The following is a 24947-nucleotide window of genomic DNA, read 5'->3' as shown; positions in this document are numbered from 1 at the left end:
CCCGGCCCTGCGAAACAGGAGGCCGCCGTGCCCCACCGTCCCGTGTCCCTGCGCGCCCCGAAGGGCTCCGTCGCCGCCTCGGAGATCGCCGCCGCGATCGACGCGCTGCTCGCCGACGCCGCGGCCGACGGCGCGCCGAGCGTCGAGTTCCCCGCCGAGGTGCTCGCGGCCGCCGAGGCGGCGGCCGGCGCCTGGCGCGAGGGCGCCGACGCCCATGAGGACGCGACCGACGTCCCCTTCGTGACGCTCGACCCGGCGACCTCGACGGATCTCGACCAGGCCATGCACCTCGAGCGCACGGAGGACGGCTATCGGGTGCGCTACGCGATCGCCGACGTGCCCCTGTTCGTCGCCCTGGACTCCGTGCTCGACGCCGAGGCCCGCCGCCGCGGCGAGACCGTCTACCTCCCCGACCGCAGGATCCCCCTGCACCCGACGGCGATCTCCGAGGGCGCGGCCTCGCTGCTGCCGGACCAGGCGGCCCCCGCGTTCGTGTGGGACCTGCGCCTGGACCGGAGCGGGACGGTCACGGGGACGTCGCTCGGACGGGCGGTCGTCCGCTCGCGCGAGAAGCTCGCCTACGACGCCGTGCAGGACGGGATCGACGCCGGCGACGGCCACCCGATGATGCTGCTGCTCCAGGAGATCGGCGCCCTGCGCACCCGGAAGGAGGCCGAGCGCGGCGGCGCGAGCCTCAACATCCCCGAGCAGGACGTCGAGGCCGACGGGGACCGCGTGCGCCTCACCTGGCGCAGCATCCTCCCCATCGAGGACGCGAACGCGCAGATCTCGCTCATGACCGGCATGGCCGCGGCCGATCTCATGATCCGCGGGGGCGCGGGCATCCTGCGCACGATGCCGCCAGCCCCCGAGGAGAACGTCGAGCGCTTCCGCCGCCAGGCCGCGGCCCTCGGCGTGCCCTGGTCCGAGGACCTCGACTACGGCGCCTTCCTGCGCACCCTGGACTGGCACGATCCCCGCCATCTCGCCCTGCTCAACCAGGCCGCGTCGCTGTTCCGCGGCGCCGCCTACGCGGCCTTCGCCCACGCCGACGAGCTCCCGGAGGACGCCGAGCAGGCGGCGCTCGGCGCGCCCTACGCCCATGCGACCGCGCCCCTGCGCCGGCTCGTCGACCGCTTCGTGCTGCTGACCTGCCTGCACCATGCGCGCGGCGAGGAGGTGCCGCCCGCGCTCGCGGCGGCGCTCCCCCTGATCCCCGAGATCATGCAGGCCACGGGCTCGGTGGCGGGCAGCCTCGAGCGCCGTGCCCTGGACCTCGTGGAGCGCACCGCGCTCGCCGGGCTCGTCGGCGAGACCTTCGAGGGGACGATCATCGACCGCCGCGGGGGCGAGAAGAAGGACGACGAGAAGCACGAGGGCGGGAAGAGGGACCACGGGACGTCCCCGGTCCGCGTCGAGGTGCAGCTCCTGGATCCGCCCGTCACGGCCTGGGTCGAGACCGACGGCGAGCTCGGCGAGGCCCTGCGCATCCGGCTCGAGGCCGTCGACGTGGCTGGGGCGGGAGCGCGTTTCGTGCCCGTCGGGGCCGACGGGGCCACCGCGGGCGCAGCGGACGAGGGGCCCGCGTCATGAGCTCCCTGCCCGAGCACGACGAGACCGGTGCGCGACCCGATCCCGAGGCCCTCGCGCTGCCGCGCGCCGCGGCGCTCGTGCTGTGGAGCGCCGCCTATCTGCGCGGGGACATCGGCCCCGACGACGCGGCGGTGCTGTCCCAGGGCAGCGGGCACCGGCAGACGACCGGGGGCGGCGAGGACCTCTTCGACTGGATGACGGGGCTGCGCCGCCTGCCGCTCGCCCAGGTCCACCTCGTGCTCCCGGTCGCCGGGCGCATCGCGGGGCTCGTCGGCCCGCCCGAGGCCGTCGCCTCCGCTCTCGAGGCCGAGCAGGCGATCGTGGTGAGCGCGGCCGGGATGGCCGACCACACGCTCGTCCCCCTCACCGACGCGCTCGGCCCGGACGGCACCCGCGGGACCCTCGTCTCCTGGCGGCGGATCCCCGCGCGCGGCGGCGCCCCCGCACCGGTGCCGAGTTCCGGAGGGGCCCGGGACCAGTTCCTGCGGTCCCTGCAGCGCGCGGCCTCGGGCACCGTCGAGCTCGACCTCGTCCCCGAGGAGGCGATCGGGCTGCAGGCGCTGCCGGCGACCTGGACCTCCGTGCCCCTGCCGCGGCACGTCGGCCCCGCGGCCGAGCATCTGCTGACGCTCGCCGCGCGCACCCTGCTGCTGGCCGATCAGGAGCTCGACACCGGATCCGCGCTCACCCGCGGCCTCGGCGAGGAGACCGAGCGCCGCGAGGTGCTGCGCGACCTGCGCGACGGGGCGCGCGAGGCGCTCACCGAGACCGTCGGCCTCGTGATCGCCGACGAGCTCGGCTGACGCGCGGCCCGATGGCCGCGGCGGGTCAGCTCCGCGCCGCGTGCTCCTGCAGCACCGTCTCGTAGACCTCGAGCGTGCGCTCGGCGATCGCCGTCCACGAGAAGTGCTCGGCGGCGCGGCGACGCGAGGCCGCACCCATCTGCCGGGCGCGCTCGGGGTCGCCGATCATGCGGGTGAGGGCGCCCGCGAGATCCGCGACGAAGCGCTCGGGGTCGAGCGGCGTCCCGGTGCCGTCCTGCGCCTGCTCGAGGGGCACCAGGTACCCCGTCTCCCCGTCGACCACGACCTCGGGGATGCCGCCCGTCGCGCTCGCGACCACCGGGATCCCGCACGCCATGGCCTCGAGGTTCACGATGCCCAGCGGCTCGTAGATGCTCGGGCACACGAAGGTGGTCGCGTGACTGAGGATCTGGGTGAGCTCGCCGCGCGGGAGCATCTCCGAGATCAGGTGCACGCCCTCGCGCGTGGACTGCAGCTCGGAGACCAGGGAGTCGACCTCGGCGGCGATCTCCGGGGTGTCGGGAGCGCCCGCGCACAGCACGACCTGGGCCTCCGGCGGCAGCTCTCGCACCGCGCGCAGGAAATAGGGCAGGCCCTTCTGGCGGGTGATGCGGCCCACGAACACGATCATCGGGGCGTCGGGGTCGATCCCCCGGGAGGTCAGGGCGTCGGTCGAGGGGTTCGGCTGCCAGGTGTCGATGTCGATCCCGTTGTGCACGACGTGCACCTTCGCGGGATCGACGCTCGGGTAGGAGCGCAGGATGTCCGCGCGCATGCCGGCGGAGACCGCGATGACGCCGGCGGCGCCCTCGTAGGCGGTGCGCTCGACGAAGGAGCTCAGCGCGTAGCCGCCGCCCAGCTGCTCGGCCTTCCACGGGCGCAGCGGCTCCAGCGAGTGGGCGCTCAGCACGTGCGGCACGCCGTGGAGCAGGGAGGCGAGGTGTCCCGCGAAGTTCGCGTACCAGGTGTGGGAGTGCACGAGGTCGGTGCCCGCGCAGTCCGCGGCCATCGGCAGGTCCGTGCCCATGGTGCGCAGCGCCGAGTTCGCGCCCTCGAGGTCCGCGGGAGCCTCGTAGGCCGTGGTGTCCGCCTCCTCGCGGGGCGCGCCGAAGCAGCGCACCTGGACCTCGACGTGCTCGCGCAGCACCCGGGTGAGCTCGGCGGCGTGCACGCCCGCTCCCCCGTAGATCTCCGGCGGGTACTCCTTGGTCAACAGGTCGACGCGCATGGGCTCCTCCTGGTCTGCGGGGCGGGGTGGGCTGCGGGGCGTGGTCGTCCGTGGGGCGTCCGGCCCGGGGGCGACGGGACGTCTCGCCTCGGGCGACGGGACGATCGGCGGTCCGGTGTGTGAGTGCCCCCACATGGGCATTATGCTCGGTTCATGTCTACCGTGCTCGCCATCGTTCTTGCCGGGGGCGAGGGCAAGCGGCTGATGCCGCTGACCCTCGATCGTGCGAAGCCGGCCGTCCCGTTCGGGGGCATCTACCGGCTCATCGATTTCGCCCTGTCCAACATCGTCAACTCCGGGTACCTGCGCATCGTCGTGCTCACCCAGTACAAGTCGCATTCGCTCGACAAGCACATCGCCTCGACCTGGCGGATGAGCTCCCTGCTGGGGAACTACGTGGCGCCGGTGCCCGCCCAGCAGCGCATGGGCAAGCACTGGTACCGCGGCAGCGCCGACGCGATCTACCAGTCCCTGAACCTCATCGAGGAGGAGAAGCCGGACTACGTGGTGGTCGTCGGCGCGGACCACGTGTACCGCATGGACTTCTCCCAGATGGTCGACGCCCACATCGCCTCCGGGAAGGCCTGCACCGTCGCCGCGATCCGACAGCCCCTCGAGGAGTCGGACCAGTTCGGGGTGATCGAGACCGATCCGGCCTCGCCCGAGGTGATCTCCCGCTTCGTCGAGAAGCCGAAGGAGACCGCCGGGCTCGCCGACGACCCCAGCCAGGTCCTGGCCTCCATGGGCAACTACGTCTTCACGGCCGACGCCCTCGTCGAGGCCGTGACCGAGGACGCGGAGAACCCCGATTCGGCCCATGACATGGGCGGGGACATCGTCCCCTACTTCGTCGACCAGGGCGAGGCGGGCGTCTACGACTTCATCCGCAACGACGTGCCCGGCTCGACCGACCGCGACCGCGACTACTGGCGCGACGTCGGCACGCTCGATGCCTTCTACGAGGCCCACATGGATCTCATCTCGATCCATCCCGTCTTCAACCTCTACAACGAGAAGTGGGCGACCTTCGCGGGCACGCGCAACGTGCCGCCGGCCAAGTTCGTGCACGCCGGGCCGGGCCGCGTGGGCTCGGCCGTCGACTCGATCGTCTCGCCCGGGGTGGTGGTCTCCGGTGCGCAGGTCTCGAACTCGGTGCTCTCCCCCGGCGTGCGCCTGCACTCGTGGTCGAGCGTCTCCGACTCGGTGCTCATGGACGGCGTCTCGGTGGGCAGGCACTGCCAGGTCCACCGGGCGATCATCGACAAGAATGTGGTGATCCCGCCCCGCACGCAGATCGGGCTGGACGCCGAGAAGGACCGCGCCCGCGGCTTCCACGTCACCGAGTCCGGTCTCACCGTGATCGGCAAGGGAGTCGTCATCACCCCGTCGTGATCCCCGACCGCCCGCGCCGAGCAGCTGTCGGGGAGGCGTCGGGCGGCCGACGGGACCGAGTCCGACGAGACCGAGGAGAGCGTTGAACCAGTCCCCCGAGAACTCCACGACCCCGTCGACCCCCGGTGCGCACGCCCCTGCTCACCATGCCCCCGCGCGGGCACTGCTGGTCAGCGACGTCGACTCGACCTTCCTCACCCAGGAGGTCATCGAACTGGTGGCCGAGCATGCGGGCGCCCGCGAGCAGGTCGCGGAGGTCACGACGCGCGCGATGCGCGGCGAAATGGACTTCACCCAGTCCCTGCACGCGCGGGTCGCGACGCTCGCGGGGCTCCCCGTGAGCGTGCTCGCCGAGGTCCGCGCGGCGCTCGTGCCCACCCCCGGCGCGCTCGAGCTGGTGGAGCGCTGCCGCGCGGCGGGCGTGGTGACGGCGCTGGTCTCCGGCGGATTCCACGAGGCGATCGACGAGCTCGCCGCCTCGGCCGGGATCGACCACGTGCTCGCGAACCGCTTCGAGGTCCGGGACGGCCGCCTCACCGGGCGGGTGAGCGGGCCGATCGTCGACGCGCAGACCAAGCGCCGCACCCTCGAGGAGCTCGCGGCGCGCCACGGAGTCCCGATCGAGCGGACGGTCGCCGTCGGCGACGGTGCGAACGACGCGCCCATGGTGCGCGCCGCCGGCATCGGCATCGCCTTCCGCGGCAAGCCCGCGCTCGTCGAGGTCTCCGACGTGCACCTGGAGGGTGAGAGCCTGCTCGACGTGTGGCCGCACCTCGAGAGGATCCTCGAGCGCGACTGAGGGACCCGGCCCCTCAGCCGCGGACGACGGTGTGCAGCGTGAGGGACTCCTCCCCCAGGTCCGACCAGTGCGGGACGCTGCCCGAGAGCACGCAGAGCGCGCCGGTGGGCAGGCCGATCCGGGTCTGGGCGACGGATCCGGGGTCGGAGTCCTCCGCGGCCAGGCCGTGCGTGAGCGAGGCCATGGTCGGCTCGTGGCCGATGACCATCACCACGTGCTCGGCGTCGTCAGTGGCGCGGACGAGGTCCAGCACCTCCGCGGGGCCGCCCTCGTAGATCTCCGGGAGGAAGTCCACGGTGCCGTCGAAGCCGGGCATCGAGGCGAGCACGCTCTCCCAGGTCTCCCGCGTGCGGACCGCGTCGGAGACGAGGACGCGCGTGGGCCGCACGCCCTGCGACTCGAGGTACTCGCCGGTCATCCGGGCCTGCGTGCGGCCGCGGTCTGTCAGCTCCCGCTCATGATCCGGATCCTGCGCGCTGTCCGCCTTGCCATGGCGCATGAGCAGGAGCAGGCGACTGTCGGGGTCGGAGGGCATCGGGTCGAGTCACGCCTTCTGTCTGGAGTGTCCGGTGGCAGGGGTCGCAGGTGCGCCGGACGCGCGGTCGCTGCGGGACTCAGTGTCCCATGCCCAGGCCGCCGTCGACAGGCACGACGGCGCCGGAGATGTAGGACGCGTCGTCGCTCGCGAGGAAGGCCGTCACGCGGGCGACCTCGGCGGGCTCGGCGAAGCGACCGGCGGGGATCTGCGAGAGGTAGTTCTTCTGCAGGTCCTCCGGCAGTGAGTCGGTCATGTCGGTCGCGATGTACCCGGGGGCGACGACGTTCGCGGTGATCCCGCGCGAACCGAGCTCGCGGGTGATGGAGCGCGCGATGCCCAGGAGGCCGGCCTTGGACGCCGCGTAGTTCACCTGCCCCGGCGAGCCGAGCTGGGCGACCACGGAGCTGATGAGGACGATGCGGCCCTTCTTCTTGCGCATCATCGACTTGATCACCCGCTTCACGGTGCGGAAGGAGCCCGTGAGGTTCGTGTCCACGACCTTCTCGAAGGACTCGTCGCTCATGCGCAGCAGCAGCTGGTCGTCGGTCATGCCGGCGTTGGCGACGAGCACCTCGATGGGGCCGTGCTCGGCCTCGGCCTGCTTCACCGCGGCGTCGAGCGAGTCGCCGTCGGTGATGTCCGCGGTCACGGTGAGGGTGCCCTCGGGACCCTCCTGGCCCGAGCGCGAGGTGATCGCCACGCGGTCTCCGCGGCGCACGAACTCCTCGGCGATCGCGCGGCCGATGCCGCGGTTCCCGCCGGTGATGAGGACGCTGCGGGGTTCCGTGCTCTCGAGGGACATGCGTGGTGCTCCTTGCTGTGCGGGATGATGCGGATGCTGTGGGTGACGCGGGGCGCGCGCAAGCGCGGCCGGGGACGGCCGGTGCTCTAGCATACGTAGGGACCAGTGCACGGGGATCCGCCACACGCGGTCCCGGCAGGACGTACAGCATCCCTTCCGGAAGGTTCCTCCCTGATGGCTTACCGCTTCAACCCCCCGCCGAACTGGCCGATCGACGAGGAGGGCTGGACGCCGCCGCCGGGATGGCAGCCCGACCCCGCCTGGGGGCCGGCCCCCGAGGGATGGAACTTCTGGGTCGCCGACGAGGTGCCGCAGGCCCCGACCCAGCAGGCGGGCGAGGATGCGCACGTGCAGTCCGGCCCCGATGACGAGGCGACGCGGGTCGCCGGCGCCGCGTCCGCACAGGACATGTCCTCGGAGCAGGGCGTCGCGGCGGAGCAGGGCGCCGCTGCGGAGCAGGGGGCCGACAGCGGAGCGGGCACCGATCCCGAGGCGACGTCGTCTCCCGAGACCGCCGTGTACACGGGCCCGAGCGACGAGGAGACCTCCGCGGCGCTCGCCGGCTCGGCGCCGTACGAGAGCGCCGAGCCCGAGAACGACGAGGCCGGTCGGGCCGCGGCCGAGGCCGCGCAGGACGAGCGGTCGGACGGCGCGCCCGCCGCGGGCGAGCAGGCTCCTGCTGGTGCTTCCGATCCCGCTGCCGAGGAGCCGGTGTCCGCGTACGGCCAGCAGCCTCCGGTCACCCCCGCGTACGGGGCTGCCGCCCAGGACGGCGCGGCCTCCCAGCCGGCGCAGGGCTACGGGTCCCAGGTCCAGGAGGAACAGGGGTTCGGCCAGGGATCGCCCGCGCAGGGATACGGCCAGGACCCGCACGGCTACGGCCAGCCGTCGCCCGCGCAGGGATACGGCCAGGGATCGCCCGCGCAGGGATACGGCGCCGGCGACCAGCAGGGTCAGGGATACGGAGCCCAGGGATACGAGGGCCAGGGATACGGCGCGCAGGGGTACGGCGCCCAGGGCGCACCGGCGTACGACCAGGGCGGGGCTGCCCCGGGCCAGGGGTCCCCGGCCTACGGGCCCTCGTCGGCCGGGGCCTACGGATCGCCCGATCCCGGCCCCGCGAGCGATCCGCAGGCCCAGTGGTCGACCGTGCCGAACGCGGCGGAGCCCGCGAAGAAGGGCGTCATCGCGCGGTTCTGGTGGATCGGCTGCATCGTGCTGCTCGTTCTCGCGATCGTCCTCGTCGTCCTCGGCATCTTCGCAGTCCGCGCGCTCGGAGGCTCGGACGACCCGAGCCCCTCGGCCGGGGCGACCACCAGTCAGGACGCAGCCTCCGAGGATCCCTCGCAGTCCGAGTCCGTGAGCGAGGACGCCGAGCCCACCGTCACCCCGTCCGTGCTGCCCACCGTCGACCCGTCGGCGAAGGAGATCGACGTCGTCGGTCCCGAGGGCAAGGGGAAGGTCCAGGTGTCCATGGAGTGGAAGAACGCCGAGGATCTCGACACGCAGTATGAGATCGATGACGCGAAGTACGGCCCCTACCTCGTGGTGACCACGCACCTCGAGGTCACCGAGGGCACGATGGACTGGGCGAACTGGGACTACTCCGTGGAGACCCCGTACGGCGGCACGGTCCAGTCCGACACGAACACCTACGCGCTGAAGAACTCCGGGATCGAGGGCAACAGCCCCTACGAGTTCTCCGAGGGCGACGAGTACTCCATGACGATGCTCTTCGCAGTGAAGCGCGCGGGCGGCAACAAGCTCGTCATGGACTCCGGAAGCGACACCTACAGCTGGGACATCAAGAAGTGACCTCGTCCTTCAATCCGCCACCCCACTGGCCGGAGCCGCCCGAGGACGGCTGGCTCCCGCCGGAGGGGTGGCGCCCCGACCCCCGATGGGGTCGGGTGCCCGCCGGATGGCGGGTCTGGATGGACCGCACGCGGGCAGGAGGCGCCGAGGACGGCCCTCTGCTCCTCTCCGAGGACGTCCCCGCGAGCGGTGCCCGCGTGCGCCGCCGCATCCCCAGCTATCCCGTGACGGTCATGAACCCCGGGATCTGGTCGGAGAACCAGCTCGAGCACGAGGACTACGGCTTCCCGGAGCCGGCCGAACGCCGCGCGCGTCCCCGACTGCGCCTGGGCATGACGATCGTGGCGACCGTGGTCGGACTGCTGATCGCCGCCGGCACCGCGGTGCTCTTCGTGCAGCTCATGCACTACGCCAGCGATTCCCTGCCCGCGACGTCCATGCCCGCGACGTCCCAGTCGACAGCTTCCCAGCCCGCCGCGCCGGCCGCCCCCACGGCCCCGACGTCCCTCGCCGAGGTCACGACCGCCGCATGAGAATGGCCCTGAAGATCCTGCGTCGCCTCTTCACCCGCGACGCCCTGGGCGCCGTCCTCGGCGTCGTCCTCGCCGCCGCCGTCTGCATCGGCCTCGGCTTCTGGCAGTGGCACCGCTTCGAGGGAAAGCGCGAGAACGCCGACGTCATCGAGACCAACTACAGCGCCGCGCCCGTCGGCCTGGACCAGGTGCTCCCCTCCCCCGGCACGCCGCTGGCCTCCTCCGACCGCTGGAAGCAGGTCGAGCTGACCGGCAAGTACTGCACCCAGCCCGACTGCCTGCTGTGGGTGCGCAACCGTCCGCTCTCGGACTCGGTGGGCTTCTGGCAGCTCGTCCCCTTCACGACCGACCAGGGCACGCTCCTCGTCGTGCGCGGGTGGGTGGACGGCGCCGAGACCTCCTCCACGCCTGCGAGCGAACCGCCCGTGCCCGAGGGCCGCACCACCATCGTGGTGCGCATGCGCGTGGTCGAGCCGACCCTGGAGAACCGGCGGAACCCCCCGGGACAGGTCCAGACCGTCACCCCCAGCGCGATCGCCCCCGAGCTCCCCGATCTCGGCGGCAGCGTCTACACGGGGGCCTTCGGCGAGCTGGTCTCGGAGGACCCGTCGGTCAGCCCGATGCCCCACGTCCTCGAGGAGCCCGACACGAGCCTCGGCCCGCACCTCTCCTACGCCGTGCAGTGGTGGCTGTTCGCAGCCTTCTTCCCCATCGCCCTGGTGGTGCGCACGCGCCGCCAGATCCTCGACGAGGAGAGCGGGGACGACGAGAGCGGCGGCGAAGGCGGCGGCGAGGACGGGGCACGGAGCGGACCGGCGGAGACGACACGGGAGGCCGCGACCACCGCGCCGCGGGCGGCCTCCGCCGAGCTGCGCAAGGCGCGCCCGCGCACGCAGGACGAGGAGGAAGAGGATGAGCTCCTGGACCACGGACGCCGCTGAGCGCGGACGGTTCCTGCCCGGACCGCGACCGCGGCGCATCGCCCACCGCGGGCTCGCGCTCGACGGCGCCGAGAACACGCTGCGCGCGTTCTCCGACGCGCTCGACGCCGGCGCCGACATGCTCGAGACCGACACCCGGGCCACGGCCGACGGGGTCGCCCTCGCCGTGCACGACCCCGACCTCACGCGCATCGCGGGCGACCCCCGGAGCATCGACGTCCTGCACGAGAGCGACCTCGAGGGCATCCGGGTCGCCGGGAGCGAGCCCCTCGCCCGACTCGAGGACGTGCTCGGGAGCTTCCCGGAGGTCCCGGTGAACATCGACGTCAAGGACGAGGCGGCCGTCGGCCCGGCGGTCGAGGCGATCGCCCGCACCGGCGCCGCGGGGCGCGTGTGCGTGACGAGCTTCCGCGGCTCCGTCGCCTCGCGCGCCGTGCGCGCGGTGCGGGGCGTGACGGGGGCGACTCCCGTGCGCAGCCCGTCGCGGGAGGTGATCGCGGGCTTCGTCCTCGCCCGGGCGCTCGAGCTGCCCGACCCCGCGCTGCGCTCCCTGCTGCGCCCCTACGGCGCCCTGCAGGTGCCCGTCTCCCAGTCGGTGCTGCGCATCGTCACGCCCGCGAACGTCGCCGCCGCCCATCGCGTCGGCTGCGAGGTGCAGGTGTGGACGATCGACGAGACCGCGCGGATGAGGGACCTGCTCGCGATCGGCGTCGACGGCATCATCACCAATCGCGTCGATCGCCTGAGCGCCCTGCTCGACGGGACGGAGCCGCCGACCGGCGACGTGATGTGACCCACGCCGCGGCCCGGGAATGTTCCGTGCCCACGGGACGTTCTGGTCACTGTCGCGCCGCAGTGCGCGTGCGACCGCCGCCCCCGGAACCGTCAGGAAGGCACCATCGGATGAACAGCCGCAGCCTGCGAGGAACCCGCCTCGGATCCTTCAGCATGGAGACCGACGAGAACGTCCTCGCCGCCCCGCGCCAGGAGGCCGTCTACGACTGCCCCAACGGCCACACGATCATCCTCCCCTTCTCCGTCGAGGCCGACGTCCCGGCGATCTGGGAGTGCCGCTGCGGCAACACCGCCGTCCTGCGCGACCACGAGAAGCCCGAGGCGAAGCCGGGCAAGCCCCAGCGCACCCACTGGGACATGCTCCTCGAGCGCCGCAGCGAGGAGGATCTGCAGGTGCTCCTCGATCAGCGCCTCGACCTCCTGCACGCCGGCAAGCTGCATCAGCGCCGGAACCTCTGAACCACGGGCCCTGCGCCCGGCGGCCGTGCGCCGCATCCATGAGAAGGGCCCCGCGACCGTCATCGACGGCTGCGGGGCCCTTCTCGTGATGCGCCGGCGCGGCGGCGGGCGCCTCAGTCCTGGGTGATCAGCGGCGGGCCGTCCGGTGACTGGCCGGACGAGGCGCCGCCGGAGGGCTTCTGCGGCGTCACCACGATCTCGCCGTCGATCACGCCTCCCGAGCTGCGCCGGAAGAGGACGCGGTGCGCGGCGTCGCCGCCGCCGGACAGGCCGAGTCCCTCGACCGTGCGGCGCTGGACGGGCGTGAGCAGCAGGATGATCCCGACGATGTCGGTGAGGACGCCCGGGAAGAAGAAGCACGCGGCGGCCAGCACCGTGAACGCGGGGCGGCTGAGATGCTTCTGCACGTCCCCCGTGCCGCGCACGGCCCGCCACAGGGAGCGCGCACGGGAGAGGGACTGCTGGCCCGCGGCGATCAGCAGGGCGACGCCCACGATCCAGCCCACGACGATGATGAGCAGCGACCACCACAGCGAGGTCTTCACGCCGATGAGGATCAGCAGCGCGATCTCGACGATGCCCAGCACGAGCGCCGCATAGGGCAGCAGCGCGGCCAGCCTGGAGCGCCTGCCCGACGGCGGACGGCCGTGCGACGCGCCGGTGGACGAGCCTGCGGAGGAGCCGCTGGTCGAGCGGCCGCTGGACGAGGAACTGCTGGGAGACGAGAAGGTGGAGCTCATGGGATCACCTGCCGGACGGGAGCGAACTCTCACGTGATGCGTGGCGACCAGGGTATCGGAGCAGGGTGAGGAGCTGCTGGGAGCGGCGCTGCAACCCCCACCAGGTGACCTTCACGAGGGCTTCGCGCACGATCGCCGAGCTCATCTTGCTGGCGCCCTCGGTGCGCTCGTCGAAGTCGATGGGGACCTCGCGGACGACGGCGCCGCGCGCCGCGGAGCGCCGCGTCATGTCGACCTGGAAGCAGTAGCCCTGGGACGCGGGTCCGGACTCGACCAGGATCCGCGCGAGCGGGGCGCGGTAGGCGCGGAAGCCCGCGGTGGCGTCGTGCACCCGCAGACCCAGGGCGAGGCGCGCGTAGACGTTCGCGGCGCGGGAGAGCAGCAGGCGGCGCAGCGGCCAGTCGTGGACGCGTCCGCCCGGCACCCATCGCGAGCCGATCGCGAGGTCCGCCCCGCCCTCGACCACGTCGAGGAGGCGCGGGAGCTGCTCGGGCCGGTGGGAGGCGTCGGCGTCCATCTCCACGAGCACCTCGGTGCCGCGCTCGAGCCCCCAGCGGAAGCCCGCGAGGTAGGCGGGGCCGAGGCCCTCCTTGCCCGCGCGGTGGAGGACGTCGACCTGCGGGTCGTCCTGCGCGAGGGTCTCGGCGAGCTCGCCGGTGCCGTCCGGGGAGGCGTCGTCGACCACGAGCACGTGGGCGTCCGGGACGGCCGCCCGCAGACGCGCGAGGGTCGAGGGCAGGGTCTCGCGCTCGTCGTAGGTCGGGATGACGACGAGGACCCGGGCGCTCACCGGGAGCTCCCGCCGCGCGCGGCGGCGCGCTCGCGACGGCGCACCGCGGGGGCGACGGCCCGGCGTCCGCCGGCGCCCGCGAACAGCACGCCCGCGATCGCGAGGGCGGAGAGCACGATCTCCGGCCAGCGGCCGGCCGCGACGGCCGGCGTGGTCCCGGTGCGCAGCGGCACCTCGCCGATCACGGATCCCTGCGTCCAGTGGTCCTGGTAGTCGAGGGTGCGGCCCTCCGGGGTGAAGATCGCGCTCTGGCCGACGGTCGAGACGTGCACGACGCTGCGGCCGCTGACGACCGCGAACACCTTCGACTCCGCGACCTGCTGGATCGCCTCGTCGGAGTCGCCGAACAGGGCGTTGTTGGACTGCACCACGATCACCTGGGCGCCGTCGTCCACGACGTCGTCCACGAGGTCCTGGTAAGCGATCTCGAAGCAGATGAGCACGCCCACGCCGTGCCCGTCGACGTCGAAGACGCCCGGCTGCGTGCCCGCCTTCATGTCGGAGGAGACGAGGTCGACCTTGTCGCTCAGGGTGCGGAAGAACGAGCGGTAGGGGATGTACTCGCCGAAGGGCACCGGGTGGCGCTTGGCGTAGACGCCGGCGACGGTGCCGTCCGTCGTCCACAGCAGAGAGTTGTTGTACCTGCCGCCGTCGTCCGTGGGGGTCTGGGTGCCGACCATGATCGGCGCCTGGGCGTCCTGCGCGGCGGCGGTGATCGCCTGGCCGCGGGAGGCGTCCGCGCGCGGGTCCCAGCCGGTGGAGTCCTCGGGCCAGACCACGAGGTCCAGCTGCCCGCCGTCCTCACGCACCTGCTGGACGGCGTCGGCCGTGGCCGTGAGCTGGTTCGGGAAGATCTCGGAGGGCATGGCGAGGCTCTCCGGGTCGATGGGCGGCACGTTGCCCTGGACGCCCGCGATGGTCATCGAGCCGTCGTCCGACGGGGCGGGGTTCTTGGGCAGCGGGACCACCATGGTGCCGATGACGACGCCGACGACCGTCGCCATCGGCCACACCCCGCTGAGCCCCCTGACGCCGCGATGGCGCCGACCCAGCAGGGCGAGCGCTCCCCCGCACAGGAACTGCGCCAGTAGGGCGACCACGAAGGACAGACCGGCGGTGCCGATCCACGGGCCCAGGTTCAGCAGCGGCGAATCGCTGAGGGCGAAGGCCACCGAGCCCCACGACAGCCCGCCCCAGGGGAAGGTCGAGCGCAGGGTCTCGACGGCCACCCAGAGCGCGGCCAGCACGATCCCGGAGCCCAGCCCGATGCCGCGGCGCACCAGCACGGCGCGCGCGGCGAGCCCGTAGAGGACGATGTAGAGGGCCTCGAAGGCGCCGAGGGCGAGCCACGGAGCGGGGCCCGCGTAGGTCTTCGCCCAGATGGTCAGGGGGACGAAGAAGGCGAGCCCCCAGAGCAGGGAGGCCAGGGCCGCGACGTGCCAGCGCCGCGTGAGCACGCACGCGTTGAGGGCGGCGATCGCGAAGGGCAGCAGCATCCACAGGTCGTAGGGCGGGAAGGCGGCGAGGGCCCCGAGGCCGCCGAGGACGCCCAGCACGAGCGCCGCGAGCGCGGGCGTGGGCGCCACCTGGTCGCGCGGGGTGCGCACGCCGCGCCGCACCGCCGGGTGGGCGCCGCGGGCCCCGCTCGTGGTCCGTGTCATCAGCCGAGGGCCCCCGGCACGTCGTGGACGATCTCCCCGCGCACGAGCGTGCGCAGCGCCCGCGGCGCGCCCTCGGTGAGGTCGGGGAGCATGGGGGTGCGCGAACGGGGGTCGACGGACCAGGCGTTGGTGCGGATGTCCGAGGAGTGGACGGTGAAGTCCCAGGGCTCCCACACCACGAGCGTCGCCTCGACGCCGAGGTTCAGGGCACCGGGATGGGGCACGTCCAGCAGCCGCAGGCCCGCGCGTGTGGAGGCGAGGAAAGCTGCCCGGTCGCTGATGCGCTGGGCGGGATCCCCGCCGTGGGCGGCGGCGCGCACCCAGCTCCACGGGTCCAGGGCGTCCTCCGCCCCGAGCGAGCCGAAGGCCAGCGGGACGCCCTGCGCACTGAGGTCCTTGAGCGGCAGCGGCTCGGCGACGGGGCTCAGCACGCGCATGCCCTCGCGCGTCCCCGCGCTCCCGGGGACGGCTCCGGTGATGCCGCGGGAGGCCGCGGCGGCGCGCCAGTCGTCGTCCACGGCGGCGCCGTCGGGCGTGGGAAGGCAGTCGACGAATCCCGGGGTGAGCAGGCAGCCGGTCGCGTTGATGCGGCGCGCGCGGGGGTGGAGGCCTTCCGCGGTCTCCGACGGCCCGATCCATGCCACCACTCCCCCGGAGACGAGGACGGCGGAGGCCTCCGGATCCTGCGTGGAGTAGACGACGACGCCGGTGAAGAGCACCTCGTCCTGCGCGGAGGTCGACGGGGCATCGGTGCCGGGCGCGGTCATGACCGGGGTACTCCTTGCGGACGTGGTGGGAGCGGGCGGGCTCGTGGCGGAGGCGGCGGGCTGGCGGGACGGACGCCGCGCGGGGTCATCGCTCCATCTCCTGGGCGACGAGACCGCGGCGCACGCCGACTATGGCATCCCTGGCTGAGAGGGAGACGTGCGGTGAGTCGGTGAGCTGCTCGAGCAGGTCCACGACCTGCCGGCAGTGGCGGACGAAGTCCCCCGGGGTGAGATCCGCGTCCTGGAGGGCGGCGGCGAGATGCTCGCCGCTCGCCCAGCGGTGCATGATCGCGCTGATCGCCGGATCGGGCGCCGCCGTCGGGTCGACGCCGTGGCGCTCCTCGGCGGAGCGCAGGTCCTTCGCCACGCGCTCGGTCGCGACCAGGGACGCGTCGAAGCGGGCGCCGGGAGGCAGCTCGGGCGCCTGCGGGGAGTCGCGCCGGGCCTCGTAGGTGCAGGCGGAGACCATCGCGGCGAGCTCCGCCGGGCGCAGCTCGTCCCAGGCGCCGCGCTCGAGGCACTCGGCGACCAGCAGGTCGCGATCCGAGAACAGTCGGCGCAGGCGGAGGCCGCGCTCCGTCGGCCGCAGGCCGCCGTCGGGAGCCTCGGCGAGGTGCCCGAGCTCGGTGAGCAGGGCGATCAGGCGATCGAACTGGCGGGCCAGCGACGAGGTGCGGCCCTCGATGCGCCGCTGCACGGAGGCGAGGTCCTTCTCGGCGCGGCCGAGGCGCTGCAGCCACCGCTCATGGGCCTCGAGCTCGGGGCACGTGTGGCAGGGGTGGGCGCGCATCCGCTCGCGGAGCTCGATGAGCTCGGGATCCTCCGCGGCGGTCGACGGGGTGCGCCCGGCGAGACGACGGACCTCGGCGCGCGCGTCGTGGTCGTGCCCGGCCAGGCGCTCGCGCAGGGCGGCGGCGGTGTCCTTGCGGACCTTCGCCGACCCCATGCGGTCGGGCCGCGGCAGGCGCAGGGTGTCGATGACCGCGGGAGGGCTGGGCACGTCCCCGGGGCGGAGGCTGCGCACGCGGCCCTCCGCCGTGAGCACGTCGACCTGCGGGCCGCCGAGGACCTCGCGGTCCACGTCGAGCACGACCGCGTACCCCTGGCGCCGGCCGCCCGGGAGGGCGATCACCTCTCCGCGGCGCAGGGCGCGCAGCGCCCTCAGGGTGCGATCGCGGTCGCCGGCGGAGCGGCGCTGGGAGAGGGTCTTCTCGCGCTCGGTGATGCGGCGCCGGATCTCCGCGTACTCGCCCAGGTCTCCGCGCTCGCAGACCGCCGCCTCGCGGTAGGAGGCGGCGGTGTCCTCGAGCTCGCGGGCGCGGCGGGCCAGACCCACCACGCTGCGATCGCTCTGGAACTGGGCGAAGCTCATCTCGAGGGTCTCGCGGGCCTGCTCGAGATCGAAGCTGCTCAGCAGGTTGACGGCCATGTTCGCCGTCGGGTGGAAGGCGGAGCGCAGCGGGAAGGTCCGTCGGGAGGCGAGGGAGGCCACCGCCGAGGCGTCGAACCCGGGGGCGGCGACGACGATCGCGTGACCCTCCACGTCGATGCCGCGGCGGCCCGCCCGCCCGGTGAGCTGCGTGAACTCCCCCGGTGTGAGGTCGGCGTGCTCGACGCCGTTGAACTTCGTGAGCTTGTCCAGGACGACCGAGCGCGCGGGCATGTTGATGCCGAGCGCGAGGGTCTCGGTGGCGAAGACGACCTTGATCAGGGCCTCCTCGAAGAGGTCCTCGACGCAGGCCTTCAGCAGCGGGAGCATGCCGGCGTGGTGGGCGGCGAAGCCGTTCTCGGCGGCGCGGCGGAACTGGGCCAGGTGCAGGATCTGCTCGTCCTCGACGCCGATCACGGACAGGCGCTCGTCGAGGATCGCGCGGATGCGGGTCCGCTCGGAGTCCGTGGTCAGGCGCACGCGCGACTGGTCGAGTCGGCGCACGGAGGCGTCGCAGCCGGCGCGGGAGAAGATGAAGAAGATCGCGGGCAGCAGGCCCTCGTCGTCCAGGATGGCGACGATCTCCGACTGCCGCGGCGGCCGCGGCAGGTGCGGCGCGTGGCCCGTCTCGCCGCGGCTGCTGCCGCGGTGTCCGTCCCCGCCGTGACGCCCGTCGCCGCCGTGCCGGTCGTGGCCGCGCGGGCGGTGGCGTCCGCGGGTGCCCCGGCGGTCGCTGCGCCCGCGGCCCCCGTGGCCCCTGCCGGCGCGGCCTCCGCCGCCGTGCTCTCCATGCCCTCGGTGACCGCCGGAGCCGCCGCGCGCTCCCCCGCGCCGGCCGTCGACCGGCGCCGAGAGCGACGAGACCTGCTCGAGGTCGGGGTTGATCTCGCTGCGACCGCGGGCTCCCGGGCCGTGGGAGACGACCCTCTCGCCGTCCTCGTCGACGAAGAGGTCCATGAGCTCGGTCCCCACGAGCACGTGCTGCCACAGCGGCACCGGGCGGGTCTCCGAGACGATGATCGCGGTGCTCCCGCGCACCTCCTGCAGCCAGGTGCCGAACTCCTCGGCGTTCGAGACGGTGGCCGAGAGCGCGACGAGCTGCACGGAGCGGTCGAGGTGGATGATGACCTCCTCCCAGACCGGTCCGCGCAGTCGATCGGCGAGGTAATGGACCTCGTCCATCACGACGAAGCCGAGGCCCTCGAGCAGCGGCGAGCCCGCATAGAGCATGTTGCGCAGCACCTCGGTGGTCATCACGACCACGTCGGCCTCGGGGTGCAGGCTCACGTCGCCGGTGAGCAGGCCGACCCTCTCGTGGCCGAGCCATGCGCGCAGCTCGTCGTGCTTCTGGTTCGACAGCGCCTTGATCGGGGTCGTGTAGAAGACCTTGCGCCCCTGGGAGAGGGCGAGGTGGACCGCGAACTCGCCGACGATGGTCTTGCCGGCGCCCGTGGGCGCCGCCACGAGGACGGAGTCGCCGTGCTCGAGGGCCTCGCAGCCGTCGACCTGGAAGGGGTCGAGGGCGAAGTCGAAGCGCTCGCGGAACACGGCGAGCTCGGTCCCCTGGCGCCGCTGCTCCGCGCGGAACCGGGCGTAGGCCTCCGAGGGCGAGCTCATCATGCCCTCCCTTCCGCGTGGGGGAGGTCGGCGAGGATGCGCACCGCCCCCGGGAGGACCCGGGCGCGCACGGGGAGCTGGCTGCGCGGCTCGCCGTCGGCGAAGGCGCGCAGGAGCATCGGCTCCCGCAGGCCCAGCCGGATCTCGCGGACCTGCCGCACGGAGAAGACGGAGAGGTCCGTGTGGGTACCGCGGAAGACCCGGGGGAAGAAGCGCACGAGCCCGCCGCGACCGAGGCCGGAGACGATCGCGAGGTCGAGCAGGCCGTCGTCGACGCGGGCGTCGGGCACCAGGCGCATCCCGCCGCCGAAGATCCCCGTGCTGCACAGGGTCATCAGGCTCGCGTCGATCTCCTCGCGAGGGCCGCCGTCGACCTCGATCCAGTACGGGAAGGGCCGGAACGAGGCCAGCTCGCGCATCACCCCGCCCGTGTAGCGCAGGCGCGGCGACAGCCGGGAGGAGTTCGCGCGGGCGTTCACGAGCGCGTCGAAGCCGAGCGACACGTTGCCCACGGCGATCGTCGGAGCGCCGGCCGAAAGCCCGTCCTCGACGTCCGCCCGCAGCTCGATGGCGTCGATCGTCACCACGGGCCGCGAGAGGGCGTGCAGGAGGTTGCGCACGGACGCCTCGACATCGGTCTCCTCCAGACCCAGTGCGCGCGCGAAGTCGTTGCCGCTCCCCGCGGGCACGACGCCGAGGCGCACCGCGGTGTGCGCGACGATCTCGGCGCCGAGCGCCACGGTGCCGTCCCCTCCCACGACGACGAGCGCCGTGAGGGTCTCGCGGACCTCCATGGCGCGGGCGCGGGCGACGGCCGCGCTGGACGCGGTGAGCTCGACGACGGAGATGCCGGCGATCCGCAGGAGGTGGGCGACCTGGCGCCCCGTGCGCTGGGCGGCGCCGTGGGCGGCGGACGGATTCGTCAGCAATCCGATCCGCAGGCGGCTCACCGGTCGTCGTCCTCGTCGAGGGACGACGGCCCGTCGATCGCCTCGGGGGCGTCGTCGATGCTGCTCGCCTGCTCGTCGTCGAGCTCGGCGCCCTCCCGTTTGGCGCGGCGCCTGTCGTTCCAGAAGCTGACGGCGACGGCGGCGAAGTAGAGGGCCACCATCGGCAGGGTCATCCCGATCATCGTGAACGGATCGGGCGTGGGCACCATGACCGCCGTGAAGGCGAAGCAGAGGAAGACCACCCAGCGCCAGGCCTTGAGCATGCTGCGGCCCGAGAGGATCCCCAGGAAGTTCAGCAGCACGAGGACCACGGGCAGGTCGAAGGCGACGCCGAAGGCCAGCATGGTCTTGATGAACAGCTTGAGGTAGTCGCCGAAGTTCAGGTTGGCGGTGACGGCCTCGCTGTTCGGGGCGAAGCTCAGCAGGATCGGGATCGCCTTGTCCATGATCCAGTAGCCGGCCACGCAGCCGATGAAGAACAGCGGGATCGCGGAGCCGAAGAAGCCGATCGCGTAGCGGCGCTCGGTCTTGTGCAGACCCGGGACGAGGAACATCCAGATCTCGTAGATCACCACGGGCGCGGAGAGGATCAGGCCGATGTACGCCGAGATCTGGAGCTTCGTGCTGAGGAAGTCCCCGGCCTTCGTGTAGCTGATCCGCGCGTCGAGGTTCGGGTTCAGCACCTTCGCCGCGTTGAACGGCCGCTGCAGGAAGGAGTACACGAAATCGAAGGCGAACCAGCCGACGACGGAGAGGAGGAGGATCGCGACCGCGCAGATCACCAGGCGGTTGCGCAGCTCGATGAGGTGCTCGTTGAGGGCCATGCGGCCCTCGGGATCGCGACGACGCCTCGTCTTCGCCGACGACTTCGACGAGCCGCGGCCCCGGCGAGCCTTCGCGGGCTCGGCGGCCTCGTCGGAGGTCTGGTTCTGCGCCACGGGCGATTCGTCCTTCCGGCATCGAGGGTCCGGGCGCCTGGGACGCCCGGACCCGTCAGATCATGCGGGCTCGCGCTGGGAGCGGGAGCCGCGGGGAGACAGCGAGGAGAGCAGGAGCTCAGTCGCGACGGTAATCGTCCTCGGGCCGGTCCTGTGCGCGCACCGCGTCGCGGTCTCGCTCGTCGCGCGGATCGTAGGTCCGGTCCCGGTCGTCGCGCCCGGAGCGCTCGTCACGCGCGTCGGCGGAGCCGCGCGCATCCCGCTCGTCCCGACGGTCGCGGCTCGAGCGGTCGCGCCGATCGCGGGGCTCCTCGTCCTGCTCGTCCTCGGCCTCGTCCCCGCGCAGCTCGTCGACCTCGCTCTTGAAGATGCGCATCGACTTGCCCACGTTGCGGGCCAGGCTCGGGAGCTTGCCCGCACCGAAGAGAAGCAGCACCACCAGGACGAGGATGATGATGTGCCAGGGCTTGATCGCACCCATGGTCTTTCCTTTCGTCGGGGCCGCGGCGGGAGGCGGCCTCAGTATCGTCCCACAGCGGGACTGTATGGAGTCCGTGGAGCGGGGACGCGCAGTCCGCGGCGACGCCGCCAGGGCGCTGCGCACGCTCGAGGGTTCAGCCTACCGACTGCCCGTCGGCGTGACGCTCAGCACCGCCCCAGGAAATGGTCACGATCTCATCTCTCACCTCGCGCGGCGAGAGCACCTCGGCCGCTCCGGCCGCCTCGATGACCGCGTCCACGAGGGCCGCCCGCACGGGACTGCCGAGCCGGGCGAAGACGCTGCCCCCTTCGAGGTCGCGGATCTCCTCGGCCTCGAAGGCCTCCGCGATCCAGAGGCCGCCGGCCTCCACGCGCAGCCAGACATGGCCGTCGACCCGGCCGCTGCGCGTGGCGGGGACCGCGGAGGAGGCGGGATCCCGGGCCGTGCTCTCGGCCCGCGGACGGGAGAGCGGCGCATCCTCGTCGAGGATCTCCACGATGCGGTCGAGGCGGAAGCGGCGCTCCTCCCCCGCCAGCTCGCAGGCCGCGCGCACGTAGGTGCGGGAGCCGACGGTGAGCAGCTCGAGCGGATGGATGCGTCGCACCGTGGTGCCGGGCGCGGCAGGAGGCGAGTAGCGGATGACCAGCGGCCCCTGCGCGCCGATCGCGTCCTGCACGGCGTCGAGCACCGCGGTGCGGCGGTCGGACCCGGGGACGGACGGGTCCTGCGCCCCCGCGGGAACGGCGGGGGCGTCAGGGGCGTCGGCGGTCTCGCCCGTGCTTTCGTCGCCCTCGCCCAGGTGGGCGGAGAGCTTGCGGCGGGACGACTCCACGAGGGCCGCCTCGGAACCGGCGGCGGGATCGAGGGTCGCCAGGCCCGCGAGCAGGGCGGTGGTCTCGGGCACGCTGAGCTGCAGGGGCCGGCGCAGGGCGTCGGCGTTGCGCACGCGCACGAGGCCCGAGTCCCATTCGGCCTCGATGAGATCCTCCCAGCCGGTGCCGAGGTCCCCGCACACGAACAGCACCTGGAGGTCCTCGATGACCTGCTCGGTGGAGACGGCGAACTCCTCGGCGACCTGCTCGAGCTCGACCTCGCCGCGGCTGAGCACGTAGGAGGCCTCGCCGATGAGTCGCGAGAGATGGTCGGTGCCGCTCGCGCTCACGCGGATGCGCGGACCGCTGCGCACGCTCGCGCGCTCCAGGGCGGCCAGATCGGGCGCGTCCTCGTGGCTGCGGGCGATCTGGGTGAAGATCCCTGCGAGCTCGCGGCGCCAGGGCGCGGGCTCGAGCAGCGCGATCCAGCGGGACTCGGCGAGGACGAGGCGCCGCACCTGGGTGCGGGCGGCCTCGGACAGCACGAGCTCGGGCGCGTCGAGCGGGGCGCCGAGGCGGTCGCGCAGCGCGAGCGCCTTGAAGGGCTCGACGGCCAGGCGGGCCGCGGACTGCTCGCTCGCCGAGTCGGAGCGGTGCAGGGCCTCCTCGATCGAGGTGCGGGCGGGCCGCTCGGCGCTCGCCCGCCCCTTCACGCGCGGATAGGTCTCGATGCGGGAGGCGCGGAACAGCCGAGGGGCATCGCGGTCCGCGTCGTGCCCCCACAGGTACCAGCGGCCCTCGTGGACGGCGACGACCCAGGGCTCGACCGTGCGCTCGGCCAGGCGCCCGTCGGCGGTGCGGTAGGAGAAGACGACCCGTCGGCGCTGGGTGACGGCCTCGAGCAGCGGCGTGAGCACGGGCAGCGACTCGAGCGCGCCGCGGGGCGTGCGGCGCAGGAGGTCGGGATCGGCCTCGATGCCCAGGCTCAGCAGCTTCGCGCGCACGCGGCGCGCCGCTCCCCCGGCGGCGGCGTCGTCCCAGGCGCGGCTCGCGGCGAGGAGCACCGTGTACTCCTCGGGCGTCACGTCGAGGGCTCCGCCCTCGCCGCCGGCGATCCGGTAGAGCACGCGCGACTCGTCCCACGGGTCCCGCTCCGAGACCAGGGGCAGCCCGAGCTCGAGGATCGCGGTCTTGTCCCGCTCGAACATCTTCTCCGCCGCGTCAGCGCTCTCGGCGTTCGCGTAGTCGGGGATGACGTCGAACAGCTGGGCACGGTCGATCCGGGACCGTGACCCGATGGTCATGATGACGTTGAGCAGTCGTTCCACACCTCGAGCAGCCACCGCACCACCGTATCCGCCCACTCGCTACGCTGGCCGCATGCTGCAGTGGGAGCGAGGGCGTGTCCTCGAGGTGAGCGCGCCCTGGCGGGGCGTCCAGATGCTCCGGGTCTCCCGGAGCGATGAGCCCGTGGAATCGGAGGGTGAGGCGTCGACGGACGGTCCGAGCACCGTGCCGGCCCTGTCCTATCCCGAGCTCGTCGGGGAGGTCGCCGAGGGCGAGGAGGTGCTGCTGAACGCCAATGCGCTGCGGCGCGGACTCGGCACCGGCGGCCAGGCGCTCGTGGTCGCCCGCACCGGGGAGCTCCCGGAGGCGCAGCAGCCGACGGGCCACATGGTCAAGGCTCGCTACACCCCGATGCAGACCCTCGTCGACGCGCTCGACGATCCCGGTTCCCCCCACCGCGCGGCCCTCGAGGCGACGCACGGCCTGGGCGGCATGCCGGTGGTGCTCGCGGACCTCCACTCCGCCCTGCCCGCGGTCGTCGCCGGTGTGCGCGCCCAGGCGCCGGAGGCGCGGATCGTCTACGTGATGAGCGACGGCGCGGCGCTCCCCGCCGCCTATTCGCGCACGGTCGCACGCCTGCGCGAGACCGGGGACCTCGTCGCCTGCATCAGCGCCGGCCAGGCCTTCGGCGGGGACCTCGAGGCCGTGACCGTGCACACCGCGCTGCTCGGCGCGAAGGCCGTCTGCGGGGCCGACGTGGTGGTGCTCGCGCAGGGGCCGGGGAACCTCGGGACCGGCACCGACTGGGGCTTCTCCGGGATCCAGGCCGCCGAGGGGCTCCATGCCGCCGCGGTGCTGGGCGGCCGACCCGTCGCCGCGCTGCGGGTCTCCGGGGCCGACGCCCGCTCCCGCCACCACGGGGCGTCCCACCACAGCCTCACCCTGCTGGGGCGGGCAGCGCTGGCCGCGGCCGACGTGCCCGTGCTCGCCGCGGAATCCGACCCCGATACCGATCCCGAGGACAGAGCTTTCACGCAGTACGTGAGGCAACAGCTGGAAAGCGGCGTAGTCGAGCCCGCCCTGACGCGAGGGGTCGGGCACCGCATCATGGACGTCCCGCGGGCGGGCCTGCGCGAGGCGCTCGACGACTCCCCCGTCGGCCTGAGGACGATGGGACGCGGGATGGAGGAGGACCCGTGGCCCTTCCTCTTCGCGGCCGCCGCCGGCCGCCACGCGGCCCGGCTCGCGGACCCTGCCGGCCGCTGAGGCTCACCGAGGTCCGCGCCGCAGAGCGCTTCGGGAGAGGGTCAGCCCTTCGCGGAGCCCTCGGGGCCCTCGGCACCCGAGCGCGCGGCGATCATGCCGGCGAGGCGGCGCGCCGCCGTCATGCCCTTCTCGCCGTCGGTGCGCTGCACGGCCATCACCGAGAGCGTGTCGCCGTCGGCCAGATCGAGCTTCGCCCACGGGTCACCGGGCGGGAAGACCACGCCGATGATCTCCGCCCACTCGAGCTCGCGCGTCGCCATGAGGTTCCGCACCACGAGCCTGTCGGCGTGCGCGGTCGCGCGCACGGAGCCCTCGCGGTGGCAGAACCAGAGCACGGCCAGGCCGAAGGCGAGGAAGCCGACGGTGTCCGCGAACCCGAAGTGGGTGAGGAGGGACAGGCCGATCGCGGCGAGCATCACCACGGAGCCGATCACGTAGGCGACGACGCGCGTCACCCGCGGCCGCAGGACGACCGTGCCCTCGGGCCCGTCGGGCGCGCTGATGCTCATGC

Annotated in this window: 23 protein-coding genes; 10 read left to right on the top strand and 13 right to left on the bottom strand. The window is 73.4% G+C overall.

The annotated features are described in order from the left end of the window. The first annotated feature begins 27 nt into the window (after positions 1 to 27). Complete coding sequence (locus M4486_RS05600) at positions 28 to 1593, top strand: RNB domain-containing ribonuclease (RefSeq protein WP_249480186.1); 1566 nt, start codon at positions 28 to 30, stop codon at positions 1591 to 1593. Next, positions 1590 to 2396: a hypothetical protein gene (locus M4486_RS05595; RefSeq protein ID WP_249480185.1), complete on the top strand. Its 807-nt coding sequence runs from the start codon at positions 1590 to 1592 to the stop codon at positions 2394 to 2396. Before M4486_RS05600 ends, M4486_RS05595 begins: the two co-directional genes overlap by 4 nt. A 25-nt stretch (positions 2397 to 2421) precedes the next feature. Here M4486_RS05595 and glgA read toward each other — a convergent pair whose 3' ends face one another. Then, positions 2422 to 3624, bottom strand: coding sequence for a glycogen synthase (glgA, locus tag M4486_RS05590; protein WP_249480184.1), 1203 nt, complete (start codon positions 3622 to 3624; stop codon positions 2422 to 2424). A 153-nt stretch (positions 3625 to 3777) separates the two neighbouring features. On the opposite strand from glgA, the gene glgC reads away from it, so the two are divergent. Beyond that, a complete protein-coding gene (glgC, locus tag M4486_RS05585; RefSeq protein WP_249480183.1) occupies positions 3778 to 5016 on the top strand; it encodes a glucose-1-phosphate adenylyltransferase in 1239 nt (412 codons plus the stop codon). Positions 5017 to 5179: 163 nt separating this feature from the next. Next, complete coding sequence (gene serB / locus M4486_RS05580) at positions 5180 to 5815, top strand: phosphoserine phosphatase SerB (RefSeq protein ID WP_249481075.1); 636 nt, start codon at positions 5180 to 5182, stop codon at positions 5813 to 5815. 13 nt (positions 5816 to 5828) lie between these two features. Here serB and M4486_RS05575 read toward each other — a convergent pair whose 3' ends face one another. Both M4486_RS05575 and M4486_RS05570 read right to left on the bottom strand, forming a co-directional pair. After that, positions 5829 to 6350 carry a SixA phosphatase family protein gene (locus M4486_RS05575; RefSeq protein ID WP_249480182.1) on the bottom strand — a complete coding sequence of 174 codons (522 nt, stop codon included), beginning with the start codon at positions 6348 to 6350 and terminating at the stop codon, positions 5829 to 5831. A 79-nt stretch (positions 6351 to 6429) separates the two neighbouring features. After that, on the bottom strand, positions 6430 to 7155 hold the full coding sequence (locus tag M4486_RS05570; RefSeq protein WP_249480181.1) for a beta-ketoacyl-ACP reductase: 726 nt from the start codon (positions 7153 to 7155) through the stop codon (positions 6430 to 6432). 174 nt (positions 7156 to 7329) lie between these two features. Between M4486_RS05570 and M4486_RS05565 the strand changes: the two genes are divergently transcribed. The 5 genes from M4486_RS05565 to M4486_RS05545 all read left to right on the top strand — a co-directional run bounded on the left by M4486_RS05565 (position 7330) and on the right by M4486_RS05545 (position 11698). Continuing rightward, the gene (locus M4486_RS05565) at positions 7330 to 8970 is read left to right on the top strand and encodes a hypothetical protein (protein WP_249480180.1); all 1641 of its coding nucleotides are present in this window, start codon (positions 7330 to 7332) and stop codon (positions 8968 to 8970) included. Positions 8971 to 9089: 119 nt separating this feature from the next. Beyond that, a complete protein-coding gene (locus M4486_RS05560) occupies positions 9090 to 9503 on the top strand; it encodes a hypothetical protein (RefSeq protein ID WP_249480179.1) in 414 nt (137 codons plus the stop codon). Beyond that, positions 9500 to 10444, top strand: coding sequence for an SURF1 family cytochrome oxidase biogenesis protein (locus tag M4486_RS05555; RefSeq protein ID WP_249480178.1), 945 nt, complete (start codon positions 9500 to 9502; stop codon positions 10442 to 10444). The genes M4486_RS05560 and M4486_RS05555 overlap by 4 nt, the downstream gene beginning before the upstream one ends. Continuing rightward, positions 10416 to 11237: a glycerophosphodiester phosphodiesterase family protein gene (locus tag M4486_RS05550; RefSeq protein ID WP_249480177.1), complete on the top strand. Its 822-nt coding sequence runs from the start codon at positions 10416 to 10418 to the stop codon at positions 11235 to 11237. Before M4486_RS05555 ends, M4486_RS05550 begins: the two co-directional genes overlap by 29 nt. A gap of 110 nt (positions 11238 to 11347) precedes the next feature. Further along, positions 11348 to 11698 (top strand): RNA polymerase-binding protein RbpA, encoded by a 351-nt coding sequence (locus M4486_RS05545; RefSeq protein ID WP_152352953.1) that lies wholly within the window; start codon positions 11348 to 11350, stop codon positions 11696 to 11698. A gap of 113 nt (positions 11699 to 11811) precedes the next feature. On the opposite strand, the gene M4486_RS05540 is transcribed toward M4486_RS05545, so the two are convergent. From M4486_RS05540 to M4486_RS05500, 9 genes are all read right to left on the bottom strand, one after another. Continuing rightward, positions 11812 to 12438, bottom strand: coding sequence for an FxsA family protein (locus M4486_RS05540; RefSeq protein ID WP_249480176.1), 627 nt, complete (start codon positions 12436 to 12438; stop codon positions 11812 to 11814). Positions 12439 to 12442: 4 nt separating this feature from the next. Then, complete coding sequence (locus M4486_RS05535) at positions 12443 to 13228, bottom strand: polyprenol monophosphomannose synthase (RefSeq protein WP_249480175.1); 786 nt, start codon at positions 13226 to 13228, stop codon at positions 12443 to 12445. After that, positions 13225 to 14889 carry an apolipoprotein N-acyltransferase gene (lnt, locus tag M4486_RS05530; RefSeq protein WP_249480174.1) on the bottom strand — a complete coding sequence of 555 codons (1665 nt, stop codon included), beginning with the start codon at positions 14887 to 14889 and terminating at the stop codon, positions 13225 to 13227. Before lnt ends, M4486_RS05535 begins: the two co-directional genes overlap by 4 nt. After that, on the bottom strand, positions 14889 to 15656 hold the full coding sequence (locus M4486_RS05525) for an amidohydrolase family protein (RefSeq protein WP_249480173.1): 768 nt from the start codon (positions 15654 to 15656) through the stop codon (positions 14889 to 14891). Before M4486_RS05525 ends, lnt begins: the two co-directional genes overlap by 1 nt. 85 nt (positions 15657 to 15741) lie before the next feature. Continuing rightward, complete coding sequence (locus M4486_RS05520) at positions 15742 to 18702, bottom strand: DEAD/DEAH box helicase (RefSeq protein ID WP_249481074.1); 2961 nt, start codon at positions 18700 to 18702, stop codon at positions 15742 to 15744. After that, positions 18702 to 19652 carry a diacylglycerol/lipid kinase family protein gene (locus M4486_RS05515; protein WP_249480172.1) on the bottom strand — a complete coding sequence of 317 codons (951 nt, stop codon included), beginning with the start codon at positions 19650 to 19652 and terminating at the stop codon, positions 18702 to 18704. The genes M4486_RS05520 and M4486_RS05515 overlap by 1 nt, the downstream gene beginning before the upstream one ends. Then, positions 19649 to 20590 carry a twin-arginine translocase subunit TatC gene (gene tatC / locus M4486_RS05510; protein ID WP_249480171.1) on the bottom strand — a complete coding sequence of 314 codons (942 nt, stop codon included), beginning with the start codon at positions 20588 to 20590 and terminating at the stop codon, positions 19649 to 19651. Before tatC ends, M4486_RS05515 begins: the two co-directional genes overlap by 4 nt. 118 nt (positions 20591 to 20708) lie before the next feature. Then, complete coding sequence (gene tatA / locus M4486_RS05505; protein WP_249480170.1) at positions 20709 to 21071, bottom strand: Sec-independent protein translocase subunit TatA; 363 nt, start codon at positions 21069 to 21071, stop codon at positions 20709 to 20711. Positions 21072 to 21204: 133 nt separating this feature from the next. Then, entirely contained in the window at positions 21205 to 23226 is a 2022-nt protein-coding gene (locus tag M4486_RS05500) for a WYL domain-containing transcriptional regulator (protein WP_249480169.1), read from the bottom strand. Between the two features lie 37 nt (positions 23227 to 23263). On the opposite strand from M4486_RS05500, the gene M4486_RS05495 reads away from it, so the two are divergent. Beyond that, complete coding sequence (locus M4486_RS05495) at positions 23264 to 24436, top strand: DUF3866 family protein (protein WP_249480168.1); 1173 nt, start codon at positions 23264 to 23266, stop codon at positions 24434 to 24436. A gap of 41 nt (positions 24437 to 24477) precedes the next feature. Here M4486_RS05495 and M4486_RS05490 read toward each other — a convergent pair whose 3' ends face one another. Then, positions 24478 to 24945, bottom strand: coding sequence for a PH domain-containing protein (locus tag M4486_RS05490; RefSeq protein WP_249480167.1), 468 nt, complete (start codon positions 24943 to 24945; stop codon positions 24478 to 24480). Between the last annotated feature and the right edge of the window lie 2 nt (positions 24946 to 24947).

Origin of the sequence: Brachybacterium kimchii (assembly GCF_023373525.1) — a bacterium.
Lineage (GTDB): Bacteria > Actinomycetota > Actinomycetes > Actinomycetales > Dermabacteraceae > Brachybacterium > Brachybacterium kimchii.
This window is presented reverse-complemented; position numbering and strand designations above follow the sequence as displayed.

What these genes read in the sequence shown, in the direction of transcription:
- M4486_RS05595 (WP_249480185.1), top strand. Translation starts at nt 1,590, where the DNA reads ATGAGCTCCCTGCCCGAGCACGACGAGACCGGTGCGCGACCCGATCCC.
- glgA (WP_249480184.1), bottom strand. Translation starts at nt 3,624, where the DNA reads ATGCGCGTCGACCTGTTGACCAAGGAGTACCCGCCGGAGATCTACGGG.
- glgC (WP_249480183.1), top strand. Translation starts at nt 3,778, where the DNA reads ATGTCTACCGTGCTCGCCATCGTTCTTGCCGGGGGCGAGGGCAAGCGG.
- M4486_RS05575 (WP_249480182.1), bottom strand. Translation starts at nt 6,350, where the DNA reads ATGCCCTCCGACCCCGACAGTCGCCTGCTCCTGCTCATGCGCCATGGC.
- M4486_RS05570 (WP_249480181.1), bottom strand. Translation starts at nt 7,155, where the DNA reads ATGTCCCTCGAGAGCACGGAACCCCGCAGCGTCCTCATCACCGGCGGG.
- M4486_RS05565 (WP_249480180.1), top strand. Translation starts at nt 7,330, where the DNA reads ATGGCTTACCGCTTCAACCCCCCGCCGAACTGGCCGATCGACGAGGAG.
- M4486_RS05560 (WP_249480179.1), top strand. Translation starts at nt 9,090, where the DNA reads ATGGACCGCACGCGGGCAGGAGGCGCCGAGGACGGCCCTCTGCTCCTC.
- M4486_RS05555 (WP_249480178.1), top strand. Translation starts at nt 9,500, where the DNA reads ATGAGAATGGCCCTGAAGATCCTGCGTCGCCTCTTCACCCGCGACGCC.
- M4486_RS05550 (WP_249480177.1), top strand. Translation starts at nt 10,416, where the DNA reads ATGAGCTCCTGGACCACGGACGCCGCTGAGCGCGGACGGTTCCTGCCC.
- M4486_RS05545 (WP_152352953.1), top strand. Translation starts at nt 11,348, where the DNA reads ATGAACAGCCGCAGCCTGCGAGGAACCCGCCTCGGATCCTTCAGCATG.
- M4486_RS05540 (WP_249480176.1), bottom strand. Translation starts at nt 12,438, where the DNA reads ATGAGCTCCACCTTCTCGTCTCCCAGCAGTTCCTCGTCCAGCGGCCGC.
- lnt (WP_249480174.1), bottom strand. Translation starts at nt 14,889, where the DNA reads ATGACACGGACCACGAGCGGGGCCCGCGGCGCCCACCCGGCGGTGCGG.
- M4486_RS05525 (WP_249480173.1), bottom strand. Translation starts at nt 15,656, where the DNA reads ATGACCGCGCCCGGCACCGATGCCCCGTCGACCTCCGCGCAGGACGAG.
- M4486_RS05520 (WP_249481074.1), bottom strand. Translation starts at nt 18,702, where the DNA reads ATGAGCTCGCCCTCGGAGGCCTACGCCCGGTTCCGCGCGGAGCAGCGG.
- tatA (WP_249480170.1), bottom strand. Translation starts at nt 21,071, where the DNA reads ATGGGTGCGATCAAGCCCTGGCACATCATCATCCTCGTCCTGGTGGTG.
- M4486_RS05495 (WP_249480168.1), top strand. Translation starts at nt 23,264, where the DNA reads ATGCTGCAGTGGGAGCGAGGGCGTGTCCTCGAGGTGAGCGCGCCCTGG.
- M4486_RS05490 (WP_249480167.1), bottom strand. Translation starts at nt 24,945, where the DNA reads ATGAGCATCAGCGCGCCCGACGGGCCCGAGGGCACGGTCGTCCTGCGG.